This window comes from Vibrio sp. 14N.309.X.WAT.E.F5 (genome assembly GCF_030397615.1).
GTDB classification, from domain to species: domain Bacteria; phylum Pseudomonadota; class Gammaproteobacteria; order Enterobacterales; family Vibrionaceae; genus Vibrio; species Vibrio lentus.
Genome location: NZ_JAPNXR010000004.1, coordinates 76,536 through 99,092, shown reverse-complemented (window position 1 = coordinate 99,092; position 22,557 = coordinate 76,536). Strand labels below are relative to the sequence as shown.

Sequence of the window (22,557 nt, the reverse complement as noted above, 5' to 3'; positions counted from 1 at the left end):
ATTATTGCGCTTGAACACGAAGTTCAGCTGAGCTGCGGCTTTGGTGGCCGAGCAAGGTGTTCAGATCCGCCGTCTTTGGCTTCACTAGGTAGAACTTCGGAATCCATTCATCAAAGTTCGCCAGAATAGCTTCAGCGTGTACTGAGCCTGTTTCTTCTAAGTGTTCTGCAATTAAGCCACGCAGGTGTTCTTGGTGGATAAATAGGTCAGACAGAGAAAGTGCCTCGACCGACTCGTTATTAACTCGACCTTGGAAGTCCTCGTTCTTATCCATCACATAAGCGAAACCACCTGTCATACCGGCGCCGAAGTTCACTCCGGTTGCGCCAAGAATCGCTACAATACCGCCAGTCATGTATTCACAGGCGTTGTCACCCGCACCTTCAATCACAGCAACGGTACCTGAGTTACGTACGCCAAATCGCTCGCCTGCAGTACCCGCAGCGAACAGCTTGCCTCCGGTTGCGCCATACAGACAAGTGTTGCCTATGATGGTCGCTTCGTTACAAGTAAATGCGGTGCCTTGGTGCGGCTTGATAACCACTTTGCCGCCAGCCATGCCTTTGCCAACATAGTCATTGGCATCACCCGTCAGATACAGCTCTACGCCGCCTGCGTTCCAAACCGCAAAGGATTGGCCTGCGGTACCATCGAGATACAACTTAATTGGTGAGCCTGCCATACCTTGGTTACCGTAACGTTTGGCAATTTCGCCAGAGATACGAGCGCCAATCGAGCGATCGGTGTTGATCACGTTGTAGTAAAGGCTGGTGGATTGACGTTTCTCAATCGCATCGATTGCGTCATCAAGGATCTGTTGGTTGAGTTGAGCTTTATCAAAGGGTGCGTTTGGCTCTGTCCAAAATAGTGGGTGACCTTCTGGAGATACCGGAGCTTCCAATATCGAAGAGAGATCGAGCTTGCTCTGTTTCGCCGTGAGGCCTTGAACGGCTTCAAGCAAATCAGTACGACCAATCAGGTCAGTGAGTTTTTCTACGCCAAGTTCTGCAAGGTACTGGCGAACTTCATCGGCTAGGCCGGTAAAGTAGTTCACCACCATGTCTGGTAGGCCTTTGAAGTATTCGCGGCGTAGGGTTTCATCTTGAGTCGCCACACCCGTCGCACAGTTATTTAGGTGACAAATTCTTAAGAACTTACAACCCATTGCGACCATTGGTGCAGTACCAAAACCAAAGCTTTCAGCGCCTAGAATCGCGCCTTTAATGACGTCGAGGCCGGTTTTTAAACCACCATCGACTTGCAGGCGGATCTTATGACGAAGCCCGTTGGCAACCAGTGCTTGCTGAGTTTCGGCTAAGCCAAGCTCCCAAGGACAACCTGCATATTTCACCGAGGTTAGTGGGCTTGCCGCGGTACCACCGTCGTAACCGGAGATCGTAATCAAGTCGGCATAAGCTTTCGCTACACCTGTGGCAATGGTACCTACACCCGGTTCAGATACTAACTTCACTGAAACCAAGGCTTTAGGGTTAACTTGTTTAAGGTCGAAAATCAGCTGCGCCAGATCCTCGATAGAATAAATATCGTGATGCGGAGGAGGAGAGATCAGAGTCACGCCTTGAACTGAGTATCTCAGCTTAGCGATTTCTGCCGTGACTTTATGACCCGGCAGTTGACCGCCTTCTCCTGGTTTCGCACCTTGTGCGACTTTGATTTGCAGAACATCCGCATTGGTCAAGTAATGTGGCGTGACACCAAAACGACCGGAAGCTATCTGTTTAATTCGTGAGTTGCGATCAGTCCCAAAGCGTCGTGGATCTTCACCGCCTTCACCAGAGTTAGAGTAGCCCCCTAATCGGTTCATCGCCATGGCCAGCGCTTCATGAGCTTCGGGGCTCAAGGCGCCAATCGACATCGCTGCCGAGTCGAAGCGCTTAAAGAGATCGCTACTTGGCTCGACTTGTTCTAGTGGCAGAGGTTGATCGGCTTTTTTGAGGCTCATTAAGTCGCGTAGCATAGCAGCAGGACGAGCATTAACTTGCTTCGCAAAAGATTGATAATCTGATGTTTCGCCTGTCTTTACGGCGGTTTGTAAGGTACTGACTACGTCTGGGTTGTAGGCGTGGTATTCGCCGCCATGTACGTATTTGAGTAAGCCACCATGTTCCAGTGGTTTACGCTTAGTCCATGCTTTGCGAGATAGATTATAGATATCTTGTTGGAAGTCGCTAAAGCTAGCGCCTTGGATACGAGTCGTTACGCCACGGAAACACAAATCAACCACATCGGTATGTAAACCGACTGCCTCAAACAGCTGCGAGCAGCGATACGAAGCAATTGTCGAGATACCCATCTTCGACATGATCTTATACAGACCTTTGTTGATGCCGTTTTGGTAATTTTGCAATGCAGTGCGATAGTCTTTATCTAATGAACCATCGTCCAACATTTTGCCCAGAGCTTCATAAGCGAGATATGGGTAAACTGCGGTTGCACCGAAGCCTAGCAGCACTGCAAATTGGTGTGGGTCGCGTGCGGTTGCTGTTTCAACCACGATGTTAGCATCACAACGTAAGTTGGTGTCTGCGAGTCGAGTTTGCACCGCACCGACCGCCATGGCTGCTGGAACGGGTAGCTTACCTTTCTCTAAACCTTTGTCTGAAAGCACAACCAAAACGGCGCCGTCACGTACATCTTGAACCGCACGATCACACAAGTCGTTGATGGCTTGTTCGAGATCTTTTTCTGCTGGGTCATAGTGCATGCTAAGAATCGTATGGCCATAATGCTTTTGATTTAATTGCAGAAGTTGCTGCATATCAGAATAAAGTAGAACGGGTGAATCAAACGTCACACGGTAAGCATGCCCATCGGTTTCACAGAACACATTCATCTCTTGGCCGATACTGGTTGCCAGAGACATAACGTGTTTTTCACGCAAAGGATCAATCGGTGGGTTGGTGACTTGAGCAAACTTCTGACGGAAATAGTCGGTGATTAGGCGCTCTTTAGAAGACAGCACAGCCATTGGCGTATCGTCGCCCATAGAACCGACCGCTTCTTGTCCCATGTCACCGAGTACACGCAGTACTTGGTCTGACTCTTCGTTGCTCATTGCAAACTGTTTTTGATAGGTCTTTAGGGTGTCATCATCAAAATTACGCTTACCGACTTGGTCATCTGCTAGTGCGGAAAACGGTGTTAATTTGTGAACGTTCTTATCCATCCACTCTTTATATGGGTGACGGCCTTTAAGATCATTATCGATCTCGTTCGACTGCCATAGCTTACCGCGACGCGTATCAATAACGAGTAATTCACCAGGGCCAACACGTCCTTTCTCTGCCACTTCGTCTGGCGCATAATTCCAGATACCGACTTCGGATGCCAAGGTGATTAGGTTGTCTTTTGTGATCACATAGCGAGCTGGGCGTAAGCCGTTTCTGTCGAGGTTACATGCAGCATAACGGCCGTCAGACAGTACGATACCCGCAGGGCCATCCCACGGTTCCATGTGTTTTGAGTTGAAATCGTAAAAGGCACGAAGCTCAGGATCCATGTCTGGGTGGTTTTGCCAAGCGGGCGGCACAAGCATACGCATCGCTCGGAACACATCCATACCACCGGCAAGGAATAGATCGAGCATGTTGTCTAAGCTTGAGGAGTCTGATCCTGTCTCATTCACAAAAGGTGCGGCCGTTTGTAAATCGGGCAGCAGCGGTGAAGAGAATTTATAGGCGCGAGCCTTAGCCCATTGACGGTTGCCTTCAATGGTATTGATCTCACCATTGTGCGCCAAATAACGGAACGGTTGAGCCAATGGCCAACGCGGTTGTGTGTTGGTTGAAAAGCGCTGGTGGAACAGACATATGGCTGATTCCATACGTAAGTCAGCAAGATCGAGGTAAAATCGCGGAAGATCGGCGGGCATACACAAGCCTTTGTAGACCATGACTTGTGTCGACAGGCTACAAATATAGAAATCTTTGTCTTCGGTGATCTGCTTTTCGATTCGACGGCGAGCGATATAAAGGCGTCGTTCAATATCGCGTTCACGCCAGCCCGCAGGGGCCGAGATAAACACTTGTTGAATATTGGGAACAGAATCTTTGGCGATTGGGCCTAAAACATCGGTGTTGGTTGGCACGACACGCCAACCTGCAACGGTTAACGTTTCTTGCGCAAGCTCTTTATTGACGATGTCTTGCGCCGATTGCGCTTTGATTGGATCTTGACTGAAGAAAATCATGCCGACAGCGTATTGCTTGCCGAGCTTGAAGTTATTCTCTTCAGCAATAATTCTGAGGTAAGAGTCTGGCTTCTGTAGCAATAAGCCACAGCCATCTCCTGTTTTACCATCCGCGGCGATACCACCACGGTGTGTCATGCGATCGAGGGCTGAAATAGCAGTTCGTACCAACTTATGACTCGGTTGGCCTTCCATTTGCGCTATTAAACCAAATCCACAGTTGTCTTTTTCAAGACTAGGATCATATAGAGCCATTGCAATTCTCCCTTTTGCTTCGCTGTCATCCAGACAGTAAATGACTAACTATTCATGTACTTGTTATTTTTTATGAACTTATAGTTTGTTTTTAGCTAGCTAAAACGTTATTGGTTGTGTTAACAAAACCGATTGGTTTTATTTTCATCAGCTTTACAACGTATAGCTAATTGTGTTTAAGGTCAAGTTCATGGTTAATTATCATGTGTAAACGCGATTAGCCACGTAATAATCTAAAATAGTCGATGAAGATCAATGAGATATAAAAGCTAGATGTTAACGGGATTTAACATGTGCAGCAGGGGTGATTAAGAAATAGTTAAAGGCCAGATAGAAAAAAGGCTAGCATCGAGTGCTAGCCAAATATAAAAGTTAGGAAGGGTGTTGCTTTTTCCCTAGGCTAACGTCAACGACATTAGCCCGAGAAATATTATGCGGAAAGCATGAGTGAATCAGCTTTCGCTTCTAAGTTTGAGTTACCCATTAAGAAGTCATCAATGGCAATTGCACATTCACGACCTTCATTAATACAACGTACAACCAGAGACTGGCCAGTACGCATATCACCAGCAGCGAAAACGCCTTTTTGGTTGGTCGCATAACCTTCAGAGGCCACGTTGCCGCGTTCATCCAGTTTAATGTCTAGCTGAGCCAGTACACCTGTTGGTTCTGGGTGTAAGAAGCCCATCGCTAGAAATGCCATATCACAAGGGATAACACGTTCAGAGTTTGCTACTTCATCAAAACCTGGACGTTCACCTGGTTTCGCATCTTGCCAAACGATGTCAGCAATGCGAAGTCCGGTTACATTACCGTTATCGTCAGAGATGAACTCTTTAGTCAGGATGTTCCAATGACGTTCACAACCTTCTTCGTGAGAAGTGGTGGTCTTCATGATCATTGGGTATTGAGGCCAAGGCATATTAGCAGGGCGCTTCTCTGGTGGGATCGGCATGATCTCAACCTGAGTAATGCTTGCTGCTTTATGACGGTTTGATGTACCCACACAGTCAGAACCCGTATCACCACCACCGATAACCACAATGTGCTTATCTTTAGCGTGAAGCTCTTCTGTTTTTAGGTCTAAGTCGTTGGCACGGCGGTTGTTTTGACCAAGGAATTCCATGGCAAAGTGAACGCCTTTCAGCTCACGACCTGGGATTGGCAAGTCACGTGGAACCGTAGAACCACCTGTTAGCAATACCACATCAAACTCTTGGCGTAGCTGTTGAGCATTAACATCAACACCGATGTGTTGGTTCACTTTAAACTCAACGCCAGCTTCAGCCATTAGGTTGATCTTACGATCAATCACATCCATACCCAGTTTGAAATCTGGGATACCGAAACGCAGTAGGCCACCGACTTTCTCGTCACGTTCAAATACCGTCACTGAGTGACCGGCACTGTTTAGTTGCTCAGCAGCGGCTAGACCTGCAGGGCCTGAACCGATAACGGCAACTGTTTTACCCGTACGTGAACGAGGTATTTTAGGTTTTGCGTACCCTTCACGGTACGCAGTTTCTACAATTGTTTTCTCGATATTACAGATAGTGATTGGGTCTTGGTTGATACCAAGAACACAAGCGCTTTCACAAGGAGCAGGGCACACACGACCTGTAAATTCAGGGAAGTTATTGGTAGAGCTTAGAATGTTCCAAGCTTCTTCCCAGCTGTCACGGTAAACCGCATCATTGAATTCTGGGATGATGTTACCAATCGGACAACCGCTGTGACAGAAAGGTACGCCACAGTCCATACAACGAGAGGCTTGAGTATTTATTTTTTCACCAAACTCTTCGTTAAGTACGAACTCTTTGTTGTCTTCAATTCGAACTGACGGGTCGAGCTTCTTTGGAAGCTCACGACCGTGTTCTAAAAATCCAGTAGGCTTACCCATTATACTGCCTCCACTTCTTCCGTTTGTGCCTGTTGTGCTTCAGCTTTACGCTTTTGAAGAACCGCTTTGTAGTCACGTGGCATTACTTTAATTAGTGATGCAACACTTACTTCAAAGTTGTCTAGGAAAGACTGAGCAACTTCACTTCCTGTGAATTCAACATGCTTAGTTAGCATATCCAGTAGAAGATCTTTATCTTCTTGTTCAATTGGATCTAGGTCGACAAGTTCTGCGTTGAGCTTGGTTTCGAAGTCGCCTGCTTTATCCCAAACATAAGCGACACCGCCACTCATACCTGCCGCAAAGTTACGGCCTGTTGAACCAAGGATAATTGCCGCGCCACCTGTCATGTATTCACAACCGTGGTCACCAACACCTTCAACAACAACCTTCGCACCAGAGTTACGAACACAGAAACGTTCGCCAGCCATACCGCGAATGAAAGATTCACCTGAGGTTGCACCGTAGAAACATACGTTACCGACCACGATATTATCTTCCGCGACGATAGTCGATTTCGCATCTGGGTACAGTACCAAAGTACCGCCAGACAGACCTTTACCCCAGTAATCGTTCGCGTCGCCTTCTACTTCGAACTTAACGCCTTTCGCAAGGAACGCACCGAACGATTGACCTGCACTACCGTGGAACTTAACGTTCATTGGCTGTGGTAAACCTTGGTCTTTGTAAACCTTCGAGATTTCGTTCGACAGCATCGTGCCTGCTGAACGGTCCGTGTTGATGATAGGGAACTGAGCGGTAACCGCTTCACCTTTCTCAAGCGCTGGGATTGCAGCCTGAATCAACTTACGGTCTAGAACGTCTTCAAGATTATGATTCTGTGTTGTCTGGTTGTAGATACCATCTTCTGCACGAGCCTGCTCAATGTGCAGTACCGGTGTTAGATCTAGGTTTTTGTACTTCCAGTGACCGATGTCATCACGAACTTTAAGTTTGTGCGATTGACCAACCATCTCATCGATAGAGCGGAAGCCAAGTTCAGCCATTACTTCACGTAGACCTTCAGCCATGTATTGGAAGAACGTTACTACGTCTTCTACGCGGCCGTCGAAACGCTCACGAAGAGTTTTGTTTTGTGTTGCGATACCAACAGGACATGTATTCTTGTGACACTTACGCATCATGATACAGCCTTCAACAACTAGAGCAGCTGTTGCTACGCCCCATTCTTCAGCGCCAAGTAACGTTGCGACTGCAAGGTCACGTGGTGTTTTCATCTGACCATCAGACTGAACAACGATACGGTTACGTAGGCCGTTTTTCAGTAGTGTTTGGTGCGTTTCCGCTAGACCCAGTTCCCAAGGCAGACCTGTGTGACGGATAGAAGACATCGGAGATGCACCCGTACCACCATCAAAACCTGCGATAAGTACTACGTCAGCTTTCGCTTTTGCTACACCTGATGCAATCGTACCTACGCCAGCTTCTGATACTAGCTTCACGTTGACACGGCCGTTACGGTTCGCGTTTTTCAGATCGTAGATCAGCTGAGCCAAATCTTCGATTGAGTAGATATCGTGGTGTGGCGGTGGAGATATAAGACCTACGCCCGGAGTCGAGTGACGTGTTGCACCGATCCAATCATCAACCTTATCACCAGGTAGTTGACCACCTTCGCCAGGTTTCGCACCTTGAGCCATCTTGATTTGCAGCTCATCAGCGTTAGATAGGTAGTAAGACGTTACACCAAAGCGACCAGAAGCCACCTGTTTGATTGCTGAACGTTCCCAGTCACCGTTTTCTTTGCGTTCGAAACGTGCTGGATCTTCACCACCTTCACCTGAGTTTGATTTCGCGCCAATGCGGTTCATTGCAACAGCCAGTGTTGAGTGAGCCTCATGTGAGATTGAACCAAAGCTCATTGCACCTGTTGCGAAACGCTTAAGGATTTTTTCAATAGGTTCTACTTCTGCTAGAGGAATAGAGCCTGCTGGGTTCTTGATGAAATCAAGTTGGCTACGTAATGTTGCTGCGTTGTCGCCTTGAGCATCAACGGCGTTCGCGTACTTTTTGAATTGACCGTAATCTTTGTTACGCGTCGATTCTTGAAGTAGAGAAATCGTTTCTGGGTTGAATAAGTGTTTCTCACCACGTTGTTTCCACTGGTAAACACCACCAACATCAAGGATTTGAGCTGGGATTTCACGAGCAGGGTAACCAACACGGTGACGTACTAGGACTTCGCGTGCGATATCATCGATCGTTAGACCTTGAATACGAGAAACCGTACCTGTGAAGTATTTTTCAACCACTGATTTGCTGATACCAAGAGCTTCAAAAATTTGAGCGCCGTGGTAAGACTGCAGGGTAGAGATACCCATCTTCGAGAAGATCTTCAGTAGACCGCCGTTAACACCTTTACGGTAGTTATCGAATAACTCACGTGGATGAACGTTTGGATCTAGCTTCTTAGTACGTTGCAGTTCAACAATCGTTTCGATAACTAGGTATGGGTTAACTGCGTTTGCACCGTAACCGATTAAGGTTGCGAAGTGGTGCGTTTCACGCGCGTCACCCGTTTCAACCACGATGTCACATTTAGCACGTAAACCTTTGCGGATTAAGTGGTGGTGAACAGCGCCAACCGCCAGCATTGCTGGGATAGCAGCGTGGTTTGAGTTAACCGCACGGTCAGTCAGTAGAATGATAGAGTAACCATCAATAACCGCATCTTCCGCATATTGGCAGATACGTTTAAGTGCGCGCTCTAACTTACCTTGGTCGCCATTTGCTTGGAATACGATATCCAGCGTCTTCGATTGAAGGTGCTCGTTATCGATTGCACGCAGTTTCTCTAACTCTGAGTTAGAAAGAACAGGAGACTCAAGTTCTACTTTTTGACAGTGTTCAGGTGTTTCAGCAAGTAAGTTCTGATCTTTACCTAGGTAAGTGTTCAGAGACATAACCATACGCTCACGAATCGGGTCGATCGGCGGGTTAGTTACTTGTGCAAACAACTGCTTAAAGTAGTTTGAAAGGTGCTGCGATTGATGAGAAAGAATCGCTAGCGGCCAGTCAGCCCCCATTGCAGAAAGTGGCTCATAGCCTGTTTTTGCAAGAGGGAGAATGATTTCGTTTACTTCTTCAGAGCTCACACCAAACGATTGTTGTTTGTGTAGCAGTTTCTCTGGAGAAGGTTGGTTAAATTCGTTGCTCGCATCCGGTAGCTTTTTCAAGCTCAGAAGATTCTCTTCAACCCATTTTTCGTAGGGTTGCGATTTAGCGATACCGTCTTTCACTTCTTCATCAGAAATAATGCGGCCTTGCTCAAGGTCAGCAACGAAGATACGACCAGGCTGTAGACGACCACGGTATTCAACGTTTTCTGGTGCGATTTCAACTACGCCAGATTCAGACGCCATTACTAGGAAGTCGTCTTTAGTTACTGTGTAGCGAGAAGGACGCAGACCGTTACGGTCAAGCGTTGCACCAACTTGAACACCATCGGTGAAACATACTGATGCTGGGCCATCCCATGGTTCCATTACGTTCGCGTGGTACTGGTAGAACGCGCGACGAGTTGGATCCATGTTTTTGTTTTCTTGCCATGCTTCCGGGATCATCATCATCAATGCATGCGGCAGAGTACGACCTGAAAGAACAAGTAGCTCAAGTGCCATATCGAAGTTTGATGAATCCGAGCTACCTTCCTGACAGATAGGCAGTAGCATGTCGATTTCAGCTTGTGTGAACAGATCCGATTCAAGGATCGCTTCACGCGCTTTCATCCAGTTAAGGTTGCCGCGAACCGTATTGATTTCGCCATTATGCGCAATGTAACGGAAAGGCTGTGCTAGACGCCAACGTGGGAATGTATTGGTAGAGAAGCGAGAGTGTACAAGTGCTAGAGCTGTCACCATGGTTGGGTTTTGTAGATCTAGGAAGTACTGAGGAACTTGTTCTGTTGTTAGCTGACCTTTGTACACCAATGTCTTGTAAGACATAGAGTTGATGTAGAAGTCATCACCAATGTTTGACACGCTTTCTAGGCATACACGAACTGTGTAGTTACGTAGAACATACAGTTTACGCTCAAGCTCTTCTGGTGTAGTACCAGGGCCGCCAGAAATAAATACGTGCTCAAATTGAGGTTCAGTGCTTAGTGGGTCAGCACCAATCATTGAATTGTCAGTTGGAAGTTCACGGTAGCCGATAACTTCTAACTCAAGGCGTTGTGCATTGCGCTCTAAAATATCGCGGCACTGTGCACGTTTGTGTTCATCTTTAGGGAAAAGTACAACACCAACACCATATTTTTCAAAAGATGGCAGCTTAATTCCAAGCTTAACGGCTTCTTCTAGTAAGAATTCGTGCGGCTTCTGTAGCAGGATACCTGCACCATCACCAGAACACGGATCGCAGCCTTGGCCGCCACGGTGTTCCATACGTGCAAGCATATCGAGTGCTTGAGTTACTACATCATGAGATTTGCGATTCTTTAGATGCGCAACAAAACCGATACCACAAGCGTCATGCTCCAGTTCAGGAGTATACAGACCCTGTGAGTTCTGCTCTTGATCTACCATAGATACATCCTTCCAGTTAAATCTAGGCGCAACTTATTTGTATAAAGTTAGCCTTGTCCTTTTATATTTATGGGTCTAAACCTGCCTATGCTGGCGGTTTGAATCCTTTCCGTATCTCGCAGGAAAAGTATTGCGAGAAAAACAATCCTTAGTGATATCCGTTTATTTTTAGCCACAAACTAGTGGTTTATATAGGTGGGATATGGATATCACCGACTTATTAACAAGTTTTCGTTGTAAGTAAATACACAAAAATAGCCAATATGTGTAAGTATCCTACAATTTTGTCTAGGCGAATTGCAATGAAAGTTGCCCCATGTAGACCATTTTTTTCGTTTTATTTTGAATTTAATGTCTAACAAATGTGCAACATTAGGCAAATAGAGCCGATTTTTTGCATGTTTATTGATATTTGATAGGTTGCTCGCAAAAGGCCTTGAGTAAACTAATTGGTTGAATTTTGCAGGGATGTAATTTTTTTTCAGAAATAGACTGATATTCATTCTTATTTACTTGAGCACTTTCAAAATATGCAATTACACGAGTTGGTTAATACTATCGGCCAAGACCTTCAGCGCCGTTATGGCGAAAAGGTTCACAAACTGACACTGCACGGCGGCTTTAGCTGCCCAAACCGCGATGGCACAATCGGCCGTGGTGGGTGTACTTTCTGTAATGTCGCTTCATTTGCCGACGAACAAACTCAAATTCAAAGTATTGCTGACCAGCTAAAAGATCGTGCGGGTGAAATTGCCCGAGCTAAGAAGTACCTTGCCTATTTTCAGGCTTACACCAGTACTTATGCTGAAGTGCAAGTGCTCAAGAATATGTATGAAGAAGCGCTTAGAGCACCGGGTGCTGACATTGTTGGTTTGTGTGTCGGAACAAGACCTGATTGTGTTCCTGATTCTGTGTTAGAACTGCTGGCGGGTTATGTGGAGCAAGGCTATGAAATATGGCTTGAGCTAGGCTTACAAACCGCAAACGACAAAACATTGAAGCGGATTAATCGTGGTCATGATTTTGCGGTGTATGAAACGATCACCCAGCGTGCACGTGCTTTAGGAATAAAGGTGTGTACCCACCTTATTGTTGGCCTGCCGAAGGAAACTAAAGCCGATAATCTTGAAACTTTAAACAAAGTACTCGCCGTTGGCACCGATGGTATCAAATTGCATGGACTGCATATTGTAGAGGGCAGCACCATGGCTAAGGCGTGGAAAGCTGGCAAGCTCGAGGCACCAACGCTGGAGGAGTACATTGATATCGCCAGTGCAATTATCCAACGTACGCCTGCTCATGTGGTCTATCACCGAGTTTCTTCTGCCGCACGACGTCCAACACTGCTCTCTCCTTTGTGGTGTGAAAACCGATGGCTAGCGATGACAGAAATTGGCCGCTCGTTAGACAAGACGGGCGCTCAAGGCATTGAAACAGGCGCAGCATTTGAATACACATTGCCTGTATTAAACAGCGATAATTGATAGATTTGAGCAGAAAGTAGGTAACAGCAGATAATCCCCATAATTAGTGGTAACATTTCCCTCACAGAATTAATGGTAAAGATTGAGAGTAAATGGAACTGGTTATGACTTGGTTGTGGGACAGGGCGTATGGCTACGGTATTTATATCGTGATCATTCTGCTTATTGGTCTCATCTGCTGGCACCTTTATTCTCGTTATCAGTTACATATAGAAAAACTTCTGCTTGCTACGCCATCGCCACTCTACTTTGTCGACATCCGAAGTGGCGAAATTTTATATGCCAATCGTCAAGCGATGCAGTTGCTCGGCATTCGTCAAATTGGTATCAATTTTCGTTTTCCTACTATCGAGAGTGAAAATAGCTTTCGCCATTACCTGACCAATCATCGCAACTCCCGAGCGTTTGAACAGCTTTCGCTTTGGGCGCTTTCAGAGTTCGAATTTTTCAAAGTGAATTTGGTTGGTCGTCGGATCGTTTTTAGAAGTAAAAGCGCGTGGATGATCCATGCATCCCCTTATAAAAATACCGATGAAGAATATTCCCAAGAAGTGCGTGAGCTTAATGTCTCGCGTACTGCCTTAGACTCTTTATCTGAGTTGATCTACGTGAAAGATCCAAAGGGTGAGTTGGTTGCGAGTAACCGATCTTTTAAAAAGTTTTGGCATGGCCGCCCAGAAGAAGGCACCTTGAGTGTTTCTGGTGGTGCGTTGAAAGGGCGTGTGAGTGAACGCTCTTGGACCACGGATCAAGATGGCAAAAGTTGCCTGCTCGAAACATATCAAAGTGTTTTACTGTCTCAAGATGGTGAAACCATAGGAACGCTCTCTATCAGTCATGATGTGACCGACTGGTATGACATGCAGCAGAAACTGCGTGGTGAGATGGAAAGGCGTAAAGATACCGAAGTGGCTCTTGCTCAGCGTGACACCATCTTACAAAACATCTTAGAAGCGAGCCCTGACTCCATTGGTATCTTCAATGAAAACATGGTGTATCAAGCGTGTAATAAGCCATTTGTGGCGGCGCTTGGTATCTCTGAAGTGTCGGATTTAGTGGGTAAGCGTTTACAAGATGTGGTGCCTAACAGTATGTACTTGCGTCTTTCTGATACGGATCAGCAAGTGCTTCATCAAGGTAAATCGCTGCGTTATATCGATAAGGTGGTTTCCAGTGATGGCGAGTTCACTTGGTATGACGTGGTTAAATCTCCGTTTAGGGATCCGGCTTCGAGTACCAATGGTGTGTTGATCATGGCACGTGATATCACCGAGCGTTATTTAGCGGAGCAGAAGCTTGAAGAAGCGAATCTTGAGCTTGAACGTTTGAGCTTCATGGACAGTCTTACTCAAGTCTCTAACCGACGTCGTTTTGATGAGCAGTTGTCGACATTGTGGCACTACCATGTGCGAGAGAAGTTACCACTGACCATCATGCTGTGTGATATCGACTTCTTTAAAGGCTATAACGACTTTTATGGTCACCAACAAGGTGATGATGCACTCGTTCAGGTTTCTCAGGCATTTAAGCAAGTGCTGAATCGTTCATCGGATTGTGTGGCGCGCTACGGTGGTGAAGAGTTCGGCTTTATTTTGCCTAATACGACGACTGACGGCGCATTGCTGGTGGCAAAACGCATTCATGACGAAGTGCAAAAGCTCGGTATTGAACATCAAGACTCGGCAGTCTCTGAACTCGTGACGGTCAGTATCGGTATCATCTCTTATATACCGACACCGAATGATGAAATGGAGTCGGCGGTTGCATTGGCTGACAGCGCGCTCTATCAAGCGAAATCTGATGGTCGGAATCAATCAAGCGTACATCCATCTTCAATTGGTTAAGACTATAAATTACTTCATTTCATTGACCGTGCTGTTTTTGCTTGGTCGGCATATTATTAATTAACCACGATATTGCTTTGAATCTCTTGCTGCGTGTGATGCAGCTAGCTTACCTCCCATCTTCAAACAGGGTAGAATGTTGCTAGTCTTATCGCATGGAGCGCTAAATGAAACCCATGAAAAATCTTGCTCAGTATTACGTAGATCTGCTCGTAAAACTGGGGATTGTCCGCTTTTCTATCTTACTCGCCTTAGCACTTGTTGCCCTCGCTGTTGTTGTGCAAGTGGGTATCACCCTGGCACTCAAAGGTAATGTCGATGATATCGACATTGTCCGTTCCGTTTTCTTTGGTTTGGTGATTACCCCTTGGGCGGTTTATTTCCTTTCTGTGGTTGTTGATCAACTTGAAGAGTCCCGTCAAAGGTTGGCTAAGTTAGTCTCTAAACTTGGCGACATGCGTGAACGTGACCAAGAACTCAACAACAAGCTCCAGCTTAATATTGAAAAGCTGAATCAAGAAATTGAAGAGCGTGAAAAAGCAGAAGAAGCACGTGCGGAAGCGATGCACGACCTTGAGAACGAGGTGTTTCAACGTGAACGTACTCAGCTCGAACTGGCTGAACGCACCGCACTGCTGCGCTCATTTATCGATGCTTCTCCCGACCTGATTTATTATCGTAATGAAGATGGTGTTTTCTCAGGTTGTAACCGTGCGGTTGAAGAGCTGACAGGGAAAACTGAGAAAGACTTAGTGGGTTTGACTCCTTGGGATGTCTATAGCAAAGAGATCGCTCAACAGGTTATTGAAACCGACAAGAAAGTGTTTGCCGACAATCAAGCACTGACCTACGACCAATGGCTGGAATATCCAGATGGTCGTAAGAGCTACTTCGAGCTACGTAAAGTGCCTTTCTACAGTAAAGATGGTCGCCATCTGGGCTTAGTGGGTTTTGGTCGCGATATTACGGAACGTAAAGAGCACCAAGAATCACTAGAGAAAGCCAGTCGCGACAAGACCACCTTTATCTCAACCATCAGTCATGAACTAAGAACGCCACTCAATGGCATCATCGGCTTGAGCCGTATGTTGTTGGATAGCCAGTTGACCACTGAACAGCGTAAACACATGCAAACCATTAAGGTGAGTGCGGTGACGCTGGGTAATATCTTTAACGATATTATCGATATGGATAAGTTTGATCGCCGTAAACTAGAGTTGTTTCCAACCCCGATTAACTTCGAAGATTTCGTTGCCGAGATGGAGAGTATCTCCGCTCTGATGGCAGAACAGAAAGGCTTACGCTTCGATCTGGAAAGGTTATCGGACTTGCCAACCTCAGTTAAAGTGGATGGCACACGCCTAAGACAAGTGCTGTGGAACTTGGTCAGCAATGCCATGAAGTTCACCAAAGATGGTGGCGTGGTGATGACGGTCAGTGCAGATATCGACGGTGACTTTGCCGACATCACCATGGAAGTCGAAGATACGGGAATCGGCATCCCTGAAAGCGAAGTCGATAAAATTTTCGCGATGTACTATCAGGTGAAGTCTGGTTCTGACAATCTGCATGCGGTAGGCACAGGCATTGGCCTTGCGGTATCGAAGCAGCTGATCAACATGATGGACGGTGACATTGACGTTACCAGTGAAGAGGGCTTTGGCAGTACCTTTACGGTTTCTATTCGTGTGCCGGTGAATCACGATACTCAGGCTCTGATTAAGACACCAAGAAAGCAGTCGAACCTTAAGATCTTCATGGTCGAAGATATTGAACTTAACATTACGGTTGCTCGCTCTCTGCTGGAAAGCTTAGGCCATGAAGTTACGGTGGTGATGACAGGGCAAGAGGCACAAATTGTTTTCCATCCAGAAGACTATGATTTAGTGTTGTTGGATATCCAACTGCCAGATATGACAGGTTTCGATATTGCTCAATACTATCGAGAGAAATACAGCAAGTTGCCGCCTTTAGTCGCCTTAACGGCCAATGTTTTAAACAATAAACAAGAATATCTACAAAAAGGAATGGATGAAGCGATTAGTAAGCCACTGTCGGTGAAAGCCATCCAAGACGTGATATCTAAATTTATTGAGAACACTCCTGAAGTGATAGAAAAAGCAGAGGTTATTAAACCGGTTGTTTCTTCGATTGATACCACTTTGCTTGATACTGATATGTTAGAGTCTTATGTTGACATTGTTGGGCCGAAACCGGTTTTGGATAGCATCGTGATGTTTGAAGATATGATGCCGGAGTATATGGAAATATTGAACTCCAACATGGTCGCAAAAGATCAAGCGAGCATCGTTTCTGAAGCGCACAAGATCAAAGGTGCCGCAGGTTCAATTGGCTTGAAGCGTATTCAGCAAGTTGCTCAGAAAGCTCAATCACCAGATATGCCTGCTTGGTGGGAGAATATTTCAGATTGGGTCGATGAAATTAATAACGAATACCAGAATGACATTGAAGTCTTAAAGAGTTGGTTAAATCAAAGGTAGAAGAATAATGAAAAAATTAGCATTCGCCGCATGTGTAGTGGCATTAGCAGGTTGTTCTGCGCCACAAGTAGAATGGCAGCAAGATAATCAAGTAGAAGTATCTGCAGCAACAGTCACAATGAAAAGCAACCTTTGGCACAACAAGATGCCAACGATTGGCGAGACTCAAGATAAGACTCTGCATGGCGCTATCTACCTAGAGTCAGACTCACAACTGCCAGCAACGCTTGCGGTTGAGAGTGTGACGGTTAAACAGGGTGCAGACACCTTGTTGGTAACGGCTGACGATCTTGATTTAAGAACGCACAGTGAAACTCAGTGGGAAGTCGCTTTTGTATGGCAGCTAGAGATCGACAGCGAACAGCCTGTTGATGTTGCGGTAGAGCTTAAAGATGGCGAAACCGTGAAATGGCTGGTAGAGAAAGACGTGAAAGTTGATACGGTCTACTAATTGACTTGCCTAATGGTTCACGTTGAATGAACAATAAAAAAGGGAGAATGCGTTGGCATTCTCCCTTTTTAATAACGATTGATTCAGCTTCTGATGTTAGAAGTGCTAACTGGTTAGCAGGACTAAACGGGCAGAAGCATAATCGAATTAGTCTTCTAGGTCACCACAGAAGCGGTAGCCTTCACCGTGAATCGTTGCGATGATTTCTGGCGTACCAGAAACTGATTCAAAGTGCTTACGAATACGACGAATTGTTACGTCTACAGTACGATCGTGTGGCTTAAGCTCACGGCCAGTCATCTTCTTAAGAAGGTCAGCACGTGTTTGGATCTTACCTGGGTTTTCACAGAAGTGAAGTAGAGCACGGAACTCTGAACGAGGTAGCTTGTAGCCTTCGCCATCTGGGCTAACCAGAGAACGACTGTTGATGTCTAGTACCCAACCGTTGAACTCGTACTTCTCAACGCTACGTTTTTCTTCTTGAACAGAGCTTGTGCTCATTGAACGGTTAAGAAGGTTACGTGCACGAATAGTCAGTTCACGAGGGTTGAAAGGCTTAGTGATGTAGTCATCAGCGCCGATTTCTAGGCCAAGGATCTTATCAACTTCATTATCACGACCCGTTAAGAACATAAGCGCTACATTTGCTTGCTCACGTAGTTCACGCGCAAGTAGTAGGCCATTCTTACCTGGAAGGTTGATGTCCATAATTACAAGGTTAACTTGGTTGTCAGATAGCACTTGGTGCATCTCTTCACCGTCGCTAGCCTCAAAAACAGCATATCCCTCTGCTTCAAAAATACTCTTTAGAGTGTTACGAGTTACTTGCTCATCTTCAACGATAAGAATCTGCGGGGTTTGCATTTGGCGGTACCTAAATTTGTGACGAAACTGTGCTAATAGAATAAATTCTAGGCAAAAACATAACATACAGGTAATGTAATTTTGATGATAACTTAAAGTTTTCAAAAAAACACTTACTTCCAGCTATCTGCCTTCCTTGAAGTATTGCCCAATAACGTAGATCCAGTACGCCTTTCAATCATTCTGTTAGTGATTGCAATGGATTCTATAATGTTAACAGCATGCTAACAACGCGAGAATGTTAATTCCATTCACTTTGTTGATTTACATCAATTGCCGTATCGCAACAAACTTTAATAGTATGGCTACAACTTAACCAATGTTATGGTGATTATTTAGCAGCAAAACTAGAATGATTATTCGAGGTGGTTATCACATCTCGCCTGCTAAAGACCAGATTATGAACCAAGGAAGCTGAAAGCTGTCCTTAGAGTCTAGTAGATAAATATGCGCAATCAACTCTAATTCAATATTAAATTGCGCATAGAACAATGAAAACAAAGGATTAATTCTAACAACATATAAAAGCATAGAGGCACACCCGCATTAGCCGGCAACGCCTTTCTCACGGAGGATATATGCACGATATAACACCTGATTTGTGTGACGAGTTTGAAAGCAAAGTCACCTTACTGAATATGCCATTACAGAACTTCGGCCAACGTGGTGCGTTCTGGGGAAAAATTGTAACAGTTCGTTGTTATCACGATAATTCCAAGGTTCGTGAGGTTTTAGAGACCGATGGCTGTGGCAAAGTACTCGTTGTAGACGGTAATGGTTCGTGTCAAAAAGCGTTACTTGGCGACCAATTGGCGATTCTAGCCATAGAAAATGGTTGGGAAGGTGTCATTGTGAATGGTGCGGTTCGAGATGTGGCGATGATGGCGCAGATGGATCTTGGTATTCAAGCTCTAGGAGCATCTCCATTTAAAACCGAGAAGCACGGTGTTGGGCAAGTTAATGTCACGCTGACGGTACATAATCAACTGATTCAACCGGGCGATTATATTTATGCTGACTGGAACGGTGCCTTAATCTCAACGGAATTGTTGATTGAATCTTAACGGGCTTATCAATCAAGAAGTGAGATAGATTAGAAACGAAAGCCCAATCCCACTTCAACACCGCGTTGCCACTCTTCATAGTCAAGGGTGGCATGCATATCCAAATTGTCTGTTAGCTGGACACGGCTCGATACTTCGGCGGCCACTGACTTGTCGTTATCTTCTGTCTCGTCTTTATAGGTATGCAGAGAGCTGTTGAAAGAGATGCGTTCAGAGAATTGATAGCTCACCCCACTCAAGAAACCACTTTCGTATTTGAGAGAGTCGCTGTTAATACGTGCTCCCACATAAAGGTCAACATCAGCAAATAGACTGTAGGAATAGCCGCTGTCTACTTTCCACGTATCAAAGCTTTCGCTAGAAGCGTTTTGGGTTGAGATAAAGAACTTATGAGAAGAGCTGTCTATTTGGCTTGGTAGCAGAGGTAAACCGCTTAATATAGGTAAGTCATCCGCAGAACAAACAGCAGGCACAGCAAAGACTAAAAGAATAAGTAATCTCTTCACTTCCCACTCCTGATGTCATTATTATTGTTCTTCGAACGTTATCGTTCAATTAAAGCACAGAATTTGTACGTTCGCTGCACAATCGATATAGCATTTTGTTATGACTATATATGCAACTGCTTACCCTTGTTTGTTTGATGAGTTAATCCAGTCTCTGAATGGCAGGTTGATGCAGGGTGTTTTATCCCTTAAATGACGGTTTACTCTGAAAAATGGTGTGAATGTAAAAAAAACGCAACTTTTCATTGACGTCTAGTGGTAAAAATTGATACACGTAGAGTAAAGCACAAGCAGAGAATTTGATATGCAGCACGTAAGCCACCTAGTAATGACCACCACCATTATTATTACCGACATTAACATTGTTGGGGCAGGCTGCTAAGTAACGGATTTTAAAAAAAAGGCCTGTATCCAACAAGATACAGGCCTTTTTTTGTACCATTTTTATGACTTATGGAGAAAGGGATGCGCGTTTTAAAGTTTGGAGGTTCATCATTAGCTGATGCAGATCGTTTTTTACGAGCAGCAGATATCATCGCTAATAATGCCCAGCAAGAAGAGCTAGCCGTTGTACTATCGGCTCCAGGAAAAACGACTAATAAGCTGGTTGCTGTTATTGAAGCAGCACTAAAAAATGGTGAAGCGGATGTACAGATCACTGAGATCGAATCATCATTCGCTGCATTGTTTGCAGAAATTCAAGCGGTATTGCCGTCAGTTGATGGCGCTGCGTTTCAAGAGCAGGTCGATACCTCTCTTGCTCAACTTAAGCAGTTCGTGAATGGTATTAACTTACTGGGCATGTGCCCGAACCATGTTAATGCTCGCATCATCAGTAAAGGTGAGCGGATCTCGATTCAGTTAATGAAAGCGGTACTTGAAGCGAAAGGCCAACCAGCAAGCCTGATTGACCCAGTTCAATACCTATACGCTAAAGGTGACCACCTTGAAGCGATGGTTGATGTGGACATTTCTACACAGAACTTCCGTCAATCGCCACTTCCACAAGGCCACGTTAACATCATGCCTGGCTTTACAGCAGGTAACGAGAAAGGTGAGCTAGTCACACTAGGTCGTAATGGTTCAGATTATTCAGCGGCTGTATTGGCAGCGTGTCTGCGTGCTGATTGTTGTGAGATCTGGACTGACGTCGATGGCGTTTACAACTGTGACCCACGCTTAGTGGATGATGCCCGTCTTCTTAAATCACTTAGCTACCAAGAAGCGATGGAGCTTTCTTACTTCGGTGCTTCAGTTCTACACCCGAAAACAATCGCACCTATCGCACAATTCCATATTCCATGTCTGATCAAAAACAGCTTCAACCCACAGGGTGCTGGCACTTTGATTGGCCAAGACACTGGCGAAGATAACCTAGCGATTAAAGGAATCACTACGCTAAGTGACCTAACGATGGTTAACGTATCAGGCCCGGGTATGAAGGGCATGGTAGGCATGGCGAGTCGTGTATTCGGCGCGATGTCTTCTGCAGGCGTTTCTATTGTCCTTATTACTCAATCTTCTTCTGAGTACAGCATCAGCTTCTGTATTGAATCGGCTGACAAAGTGAAAGCGAAACAAGTGTTATCAGATGCGTTTGAACTTGAACTTAAAGATGGCCTATTAGAGCCTGTTGAGTTCATGGATGATGTTGCGATTGTGACACTGGTGGGTGACGGTATGCGTACTTCACGTGGTGTCGCTTCTCAGTTCTTCTCTTCTCTAGCTGAAGTGAACGTTAACATCGTCGCTATTGCTCAAGGCTCTTCAGAGCGCGCTATCTCTGCGGTTATCCCTGAAGATAAAATCTCAGAAGCAATCAAAGCGTGTCACGAAAACCTATTCAACTCTAAGCACTTCCTTGACGTCTTCGTCGTTGGTGTTGGCGGTGTCGGTGGTGAGCTTGTTGACCAGATCCAACGTCAACAAGGCAAACTGGCTGAAAAAGGCATCGTGATTCGCGTATGCGGCCTAGCAAACAGCAAAGGTTTGTTGCTAGACAGCGACGGTCTACCGCTAGAACAGTGGCGTGATCGTATGTCGAGTGCGACAGAAGAGTTTAGCCTAGCGCGTTTAGCGGCACTTGTTCAACGTAACCACATCATCAACCCAGTGTTGGTTGATTGTACGTCTAGCGAAGGTATTGCAGGGCAATACGCTGATTTCCTAGCGGCTGGTTTCCACGTTGTAACACCAAACAAAAAAGCCAACACAGCAAGCATGGCTTACTACCATCAGCTTCGTGAGGTTGCACGTAACTCTCGTCGTAAATTGATGTACGAGACAACAGTAGGCGCAGGTCTACCAGTAATCGAAAACCTACAGAACCTAATCTCTGCAGGTGATGAGCTTGAGAAGTTTAACGGCATTCTTTCTGGTTCACTGTCTTACATCTTCGGCAAACTTGATGAAGGTATGACACTCAGCCAAGCTACCAACATTGCTAAAGATAACGGCTTCACTGAACCGGATCCTCGTGATGATCTGTCTGGTATGGATGTCGCGCGTAAGCTGCTTATTCTTGCTCGTGAAGCGGGTATGGCACTTGAGCTTGAAGATGTTGAAGTTGATCAAGCATTGCCACCGGGTTTTGATGATTCAGGTACGGTTGACGAGTTCATGGCTCGCTTGCCAGAAGCGGATGCATACTTCAAAGAGCAGTCAGCTATCGCAGCAGAAGAAGGCAAAGTACTTCGTTATGTGGGTGAGATCGCTGAAGGTAAATGTAAGGTTCGTATCGCAGCTGTTGATGGCGACGACCCAATGTTTAAGATTAAAGATGGCGAGAACGCTCTGGCATTCTACAGCCGTTACTACCAGCCAATCCCACTCGTTCTGCGTGGCTACGGTGCAGGTACTGAAGTTACAGCAGCAGGCGTATTCTCTGATGTGATGCGTACTCTTGGTTGGAAATTAGGAGTTTAGGAATGA

Annotated in this window: 12 protein-coding genes and 1 other annotated feature; of the genes, 6 read left to right on the top strand and 6 right to left on the bottom strand. The window is 45.6% G+C overall.

From position 1 onward, the window contains the following. Position 1: 1 nt before the first annotated feature. From gltB (OW495_RS06700) to gltB (OW495_RS06690), 3 genes are all read right to left on the bottom strand, one after another. Complete coding sequence (gene gltB, locus OW495_RS06700; RefSeq protein WP_102352298.1) at positions 2-4,465, bottom strand: glutamate synthase large subunit; 4,464 nt, start codon at positions 4,463-4,465, stop codon at positions 2-4. Positions 4,466-4,895: 430 nt separating this feature from the next. Further along, a complete protein-coding gene (locus OW495_RS06695; protein ID WP_017106804.1) occupies positions 4,896-6,365 on the bottom strand; it encodes a glutamate synthase subunit beta in 1,470 nt (489 codons plus the stop codon). Continuing rightward, positions 6,365-10,912, bottom strand: coding sequence for a glutamate synthase large subunit (gene gltB / locus OW495_RS06690; RefSeq protein ID WP_017109264.1), 4,548 nt, complete (start codon positions 10,910-10,912; stop codon positions 6,365-6,367). Before gltB (OW495_RS06690) ends, OW495_RS06695 begins: the two co-directional genes overlap by 1 nt. A 530-nt stretch (positions 10,913-11,442) precedes the next feature. On the opposite strand from gltB (OW495_RS06690), the gene OW495_RS06685 reads away from it, so the two are divergent. The 4 genes from OW495_RS06685 (at position 11,443) to OW495_RS06670 (ending at position 17,192) form a co-directional block, all read left to right on the top strand. Then, positions 11,443-12,396: a TIGR01212 family radical SAM protein gene (locus OW495_RS06685; RefSeq protein WP_102281958.1), complete on the top strand. Its 954-nt coding sequence runs from the start codon at positions 11,443-11,445 to the stop codon at positions 12,394-12,396. A gap of 92 nt (positions 12,397-12,488) precedes the next feature. Next, on the top strand, positions 12,489-14,240 hold the full coding sequence (locus tag OW495_RS06680) for a diguanylate cyclase (RefSeq protein WP_102281959.1): 1,752 nt from the start codon (positions 12,489-12,491) through the stop codon (positions 14,238-14,240). Between the two features lie 167 nt (positions 14,241-14,407). Next, complete coding sequence (gene arcB / locus OW495_RS06675; protein WP_102513253.1) at positions 14,408-16,741, top strand: aerobic respiration two-component sensor histidine kinase ArcB; 2,334 nt, start codon at positions 14,408-14,410, stop codon at positions 16,739-16,741. Between the two features lie 7 nt (positions 16,742-16,748). After that, on the top strand, positions 16,749-17,192 hold the full coding sequence (locus tag OW495_RS06670) for a hypothetical protein (protein ID WP_017109261.1): 444 nt from the start codon (positions 16,749-16,751) through the stop codon (positions 17,190-17,192). Between the two features lie 147 nt (positions 17,193-17,339). On the opposite strand, the gene arcA is transcribed toward OW495_RS06670, so the two are convergent. Both arcA and OW495_RS06660 read right to left on the bottom strand, forming a co-directional pair. Further along, entirely contained in the window at positions 17,340-18,056 is a 717-nt protein-coding gene (gene arcA, locus OW495_RS06665; protein WP_004741534.1) for a two-component system response regulator ArcA, read from the bottom strand. 372 nt (positions 18,057-18,428) lie between these two features. Beyond that, positions 18,429-18,587, bottom strand: coding sequence for a ribonuclease activity regulator protein RraA (locus tag OW495_RS06660; RefSeq protein ID WP_076670715.1), 159 nt, complete (start codon positions 18,585-18,587; stop codon positions 18,429-18,431). A gap of 47 nt (positions 18,588-18,634) precedes the next feature. Here OW495_RS06660 and OW495_RS06655 point away from each other — a divergent pair, with 47 nt between their 5' ends. Beyond that, positions 18,635-19,120: a putative 4-hydroxy-4-methyl-2-oxoglutarate aldolase gene (locus OW495_RS06655; RefSeq protein ID WP_102513254.1), complete on the top strand. Its 486-nt coding sequence runs from the start codon at positions 18,635-18,637 to the stop codon at positions 19,118-19,120. 29 nt (positions 19,121-19,149) lie between these two features. Here OW495_RS06655 and OW495_RS06650 read toward each other — a convergent pair whose 3' ends face one another. After that, on the bottom strand, positions 19,150-19,626 hold the full coding sequence (locus OW495_RS06650) for a hypothetical protein (RefSeq protein WP_017084785.1): 477 nt from the start codon (positions 19,624-19,626) through the stop codon (positions 19,150-19,152). Positions 19,627-19,943: 317 nt separating this feature from the next. Next, positions 19,944-20,062, top strand: a sequence feature (Thr leader region). A gap of 29 nt (positions 20,063-20,091) precedes the next feature. On the opposite strand from OW495_RS06650, the gene thrA reads away from it, so the two are divergent. After that, positions 20,092-22,551 carry a bifunctional aspartate kinase/homoserine dehydrogenase I gene (thrA, locus tag OW495_RS06645; protein WP_017106798.1) on the top strand — a complete coding sequence of 820 codons (2,460 nt, stop codon included), beginning with the start codon at positions 20,092-20,094 and terminating at the stop codon, positions 22,549-22,551. The last annotated feature ends 6 nt before the right edge of the window (positions 22,552-22,557 follow it).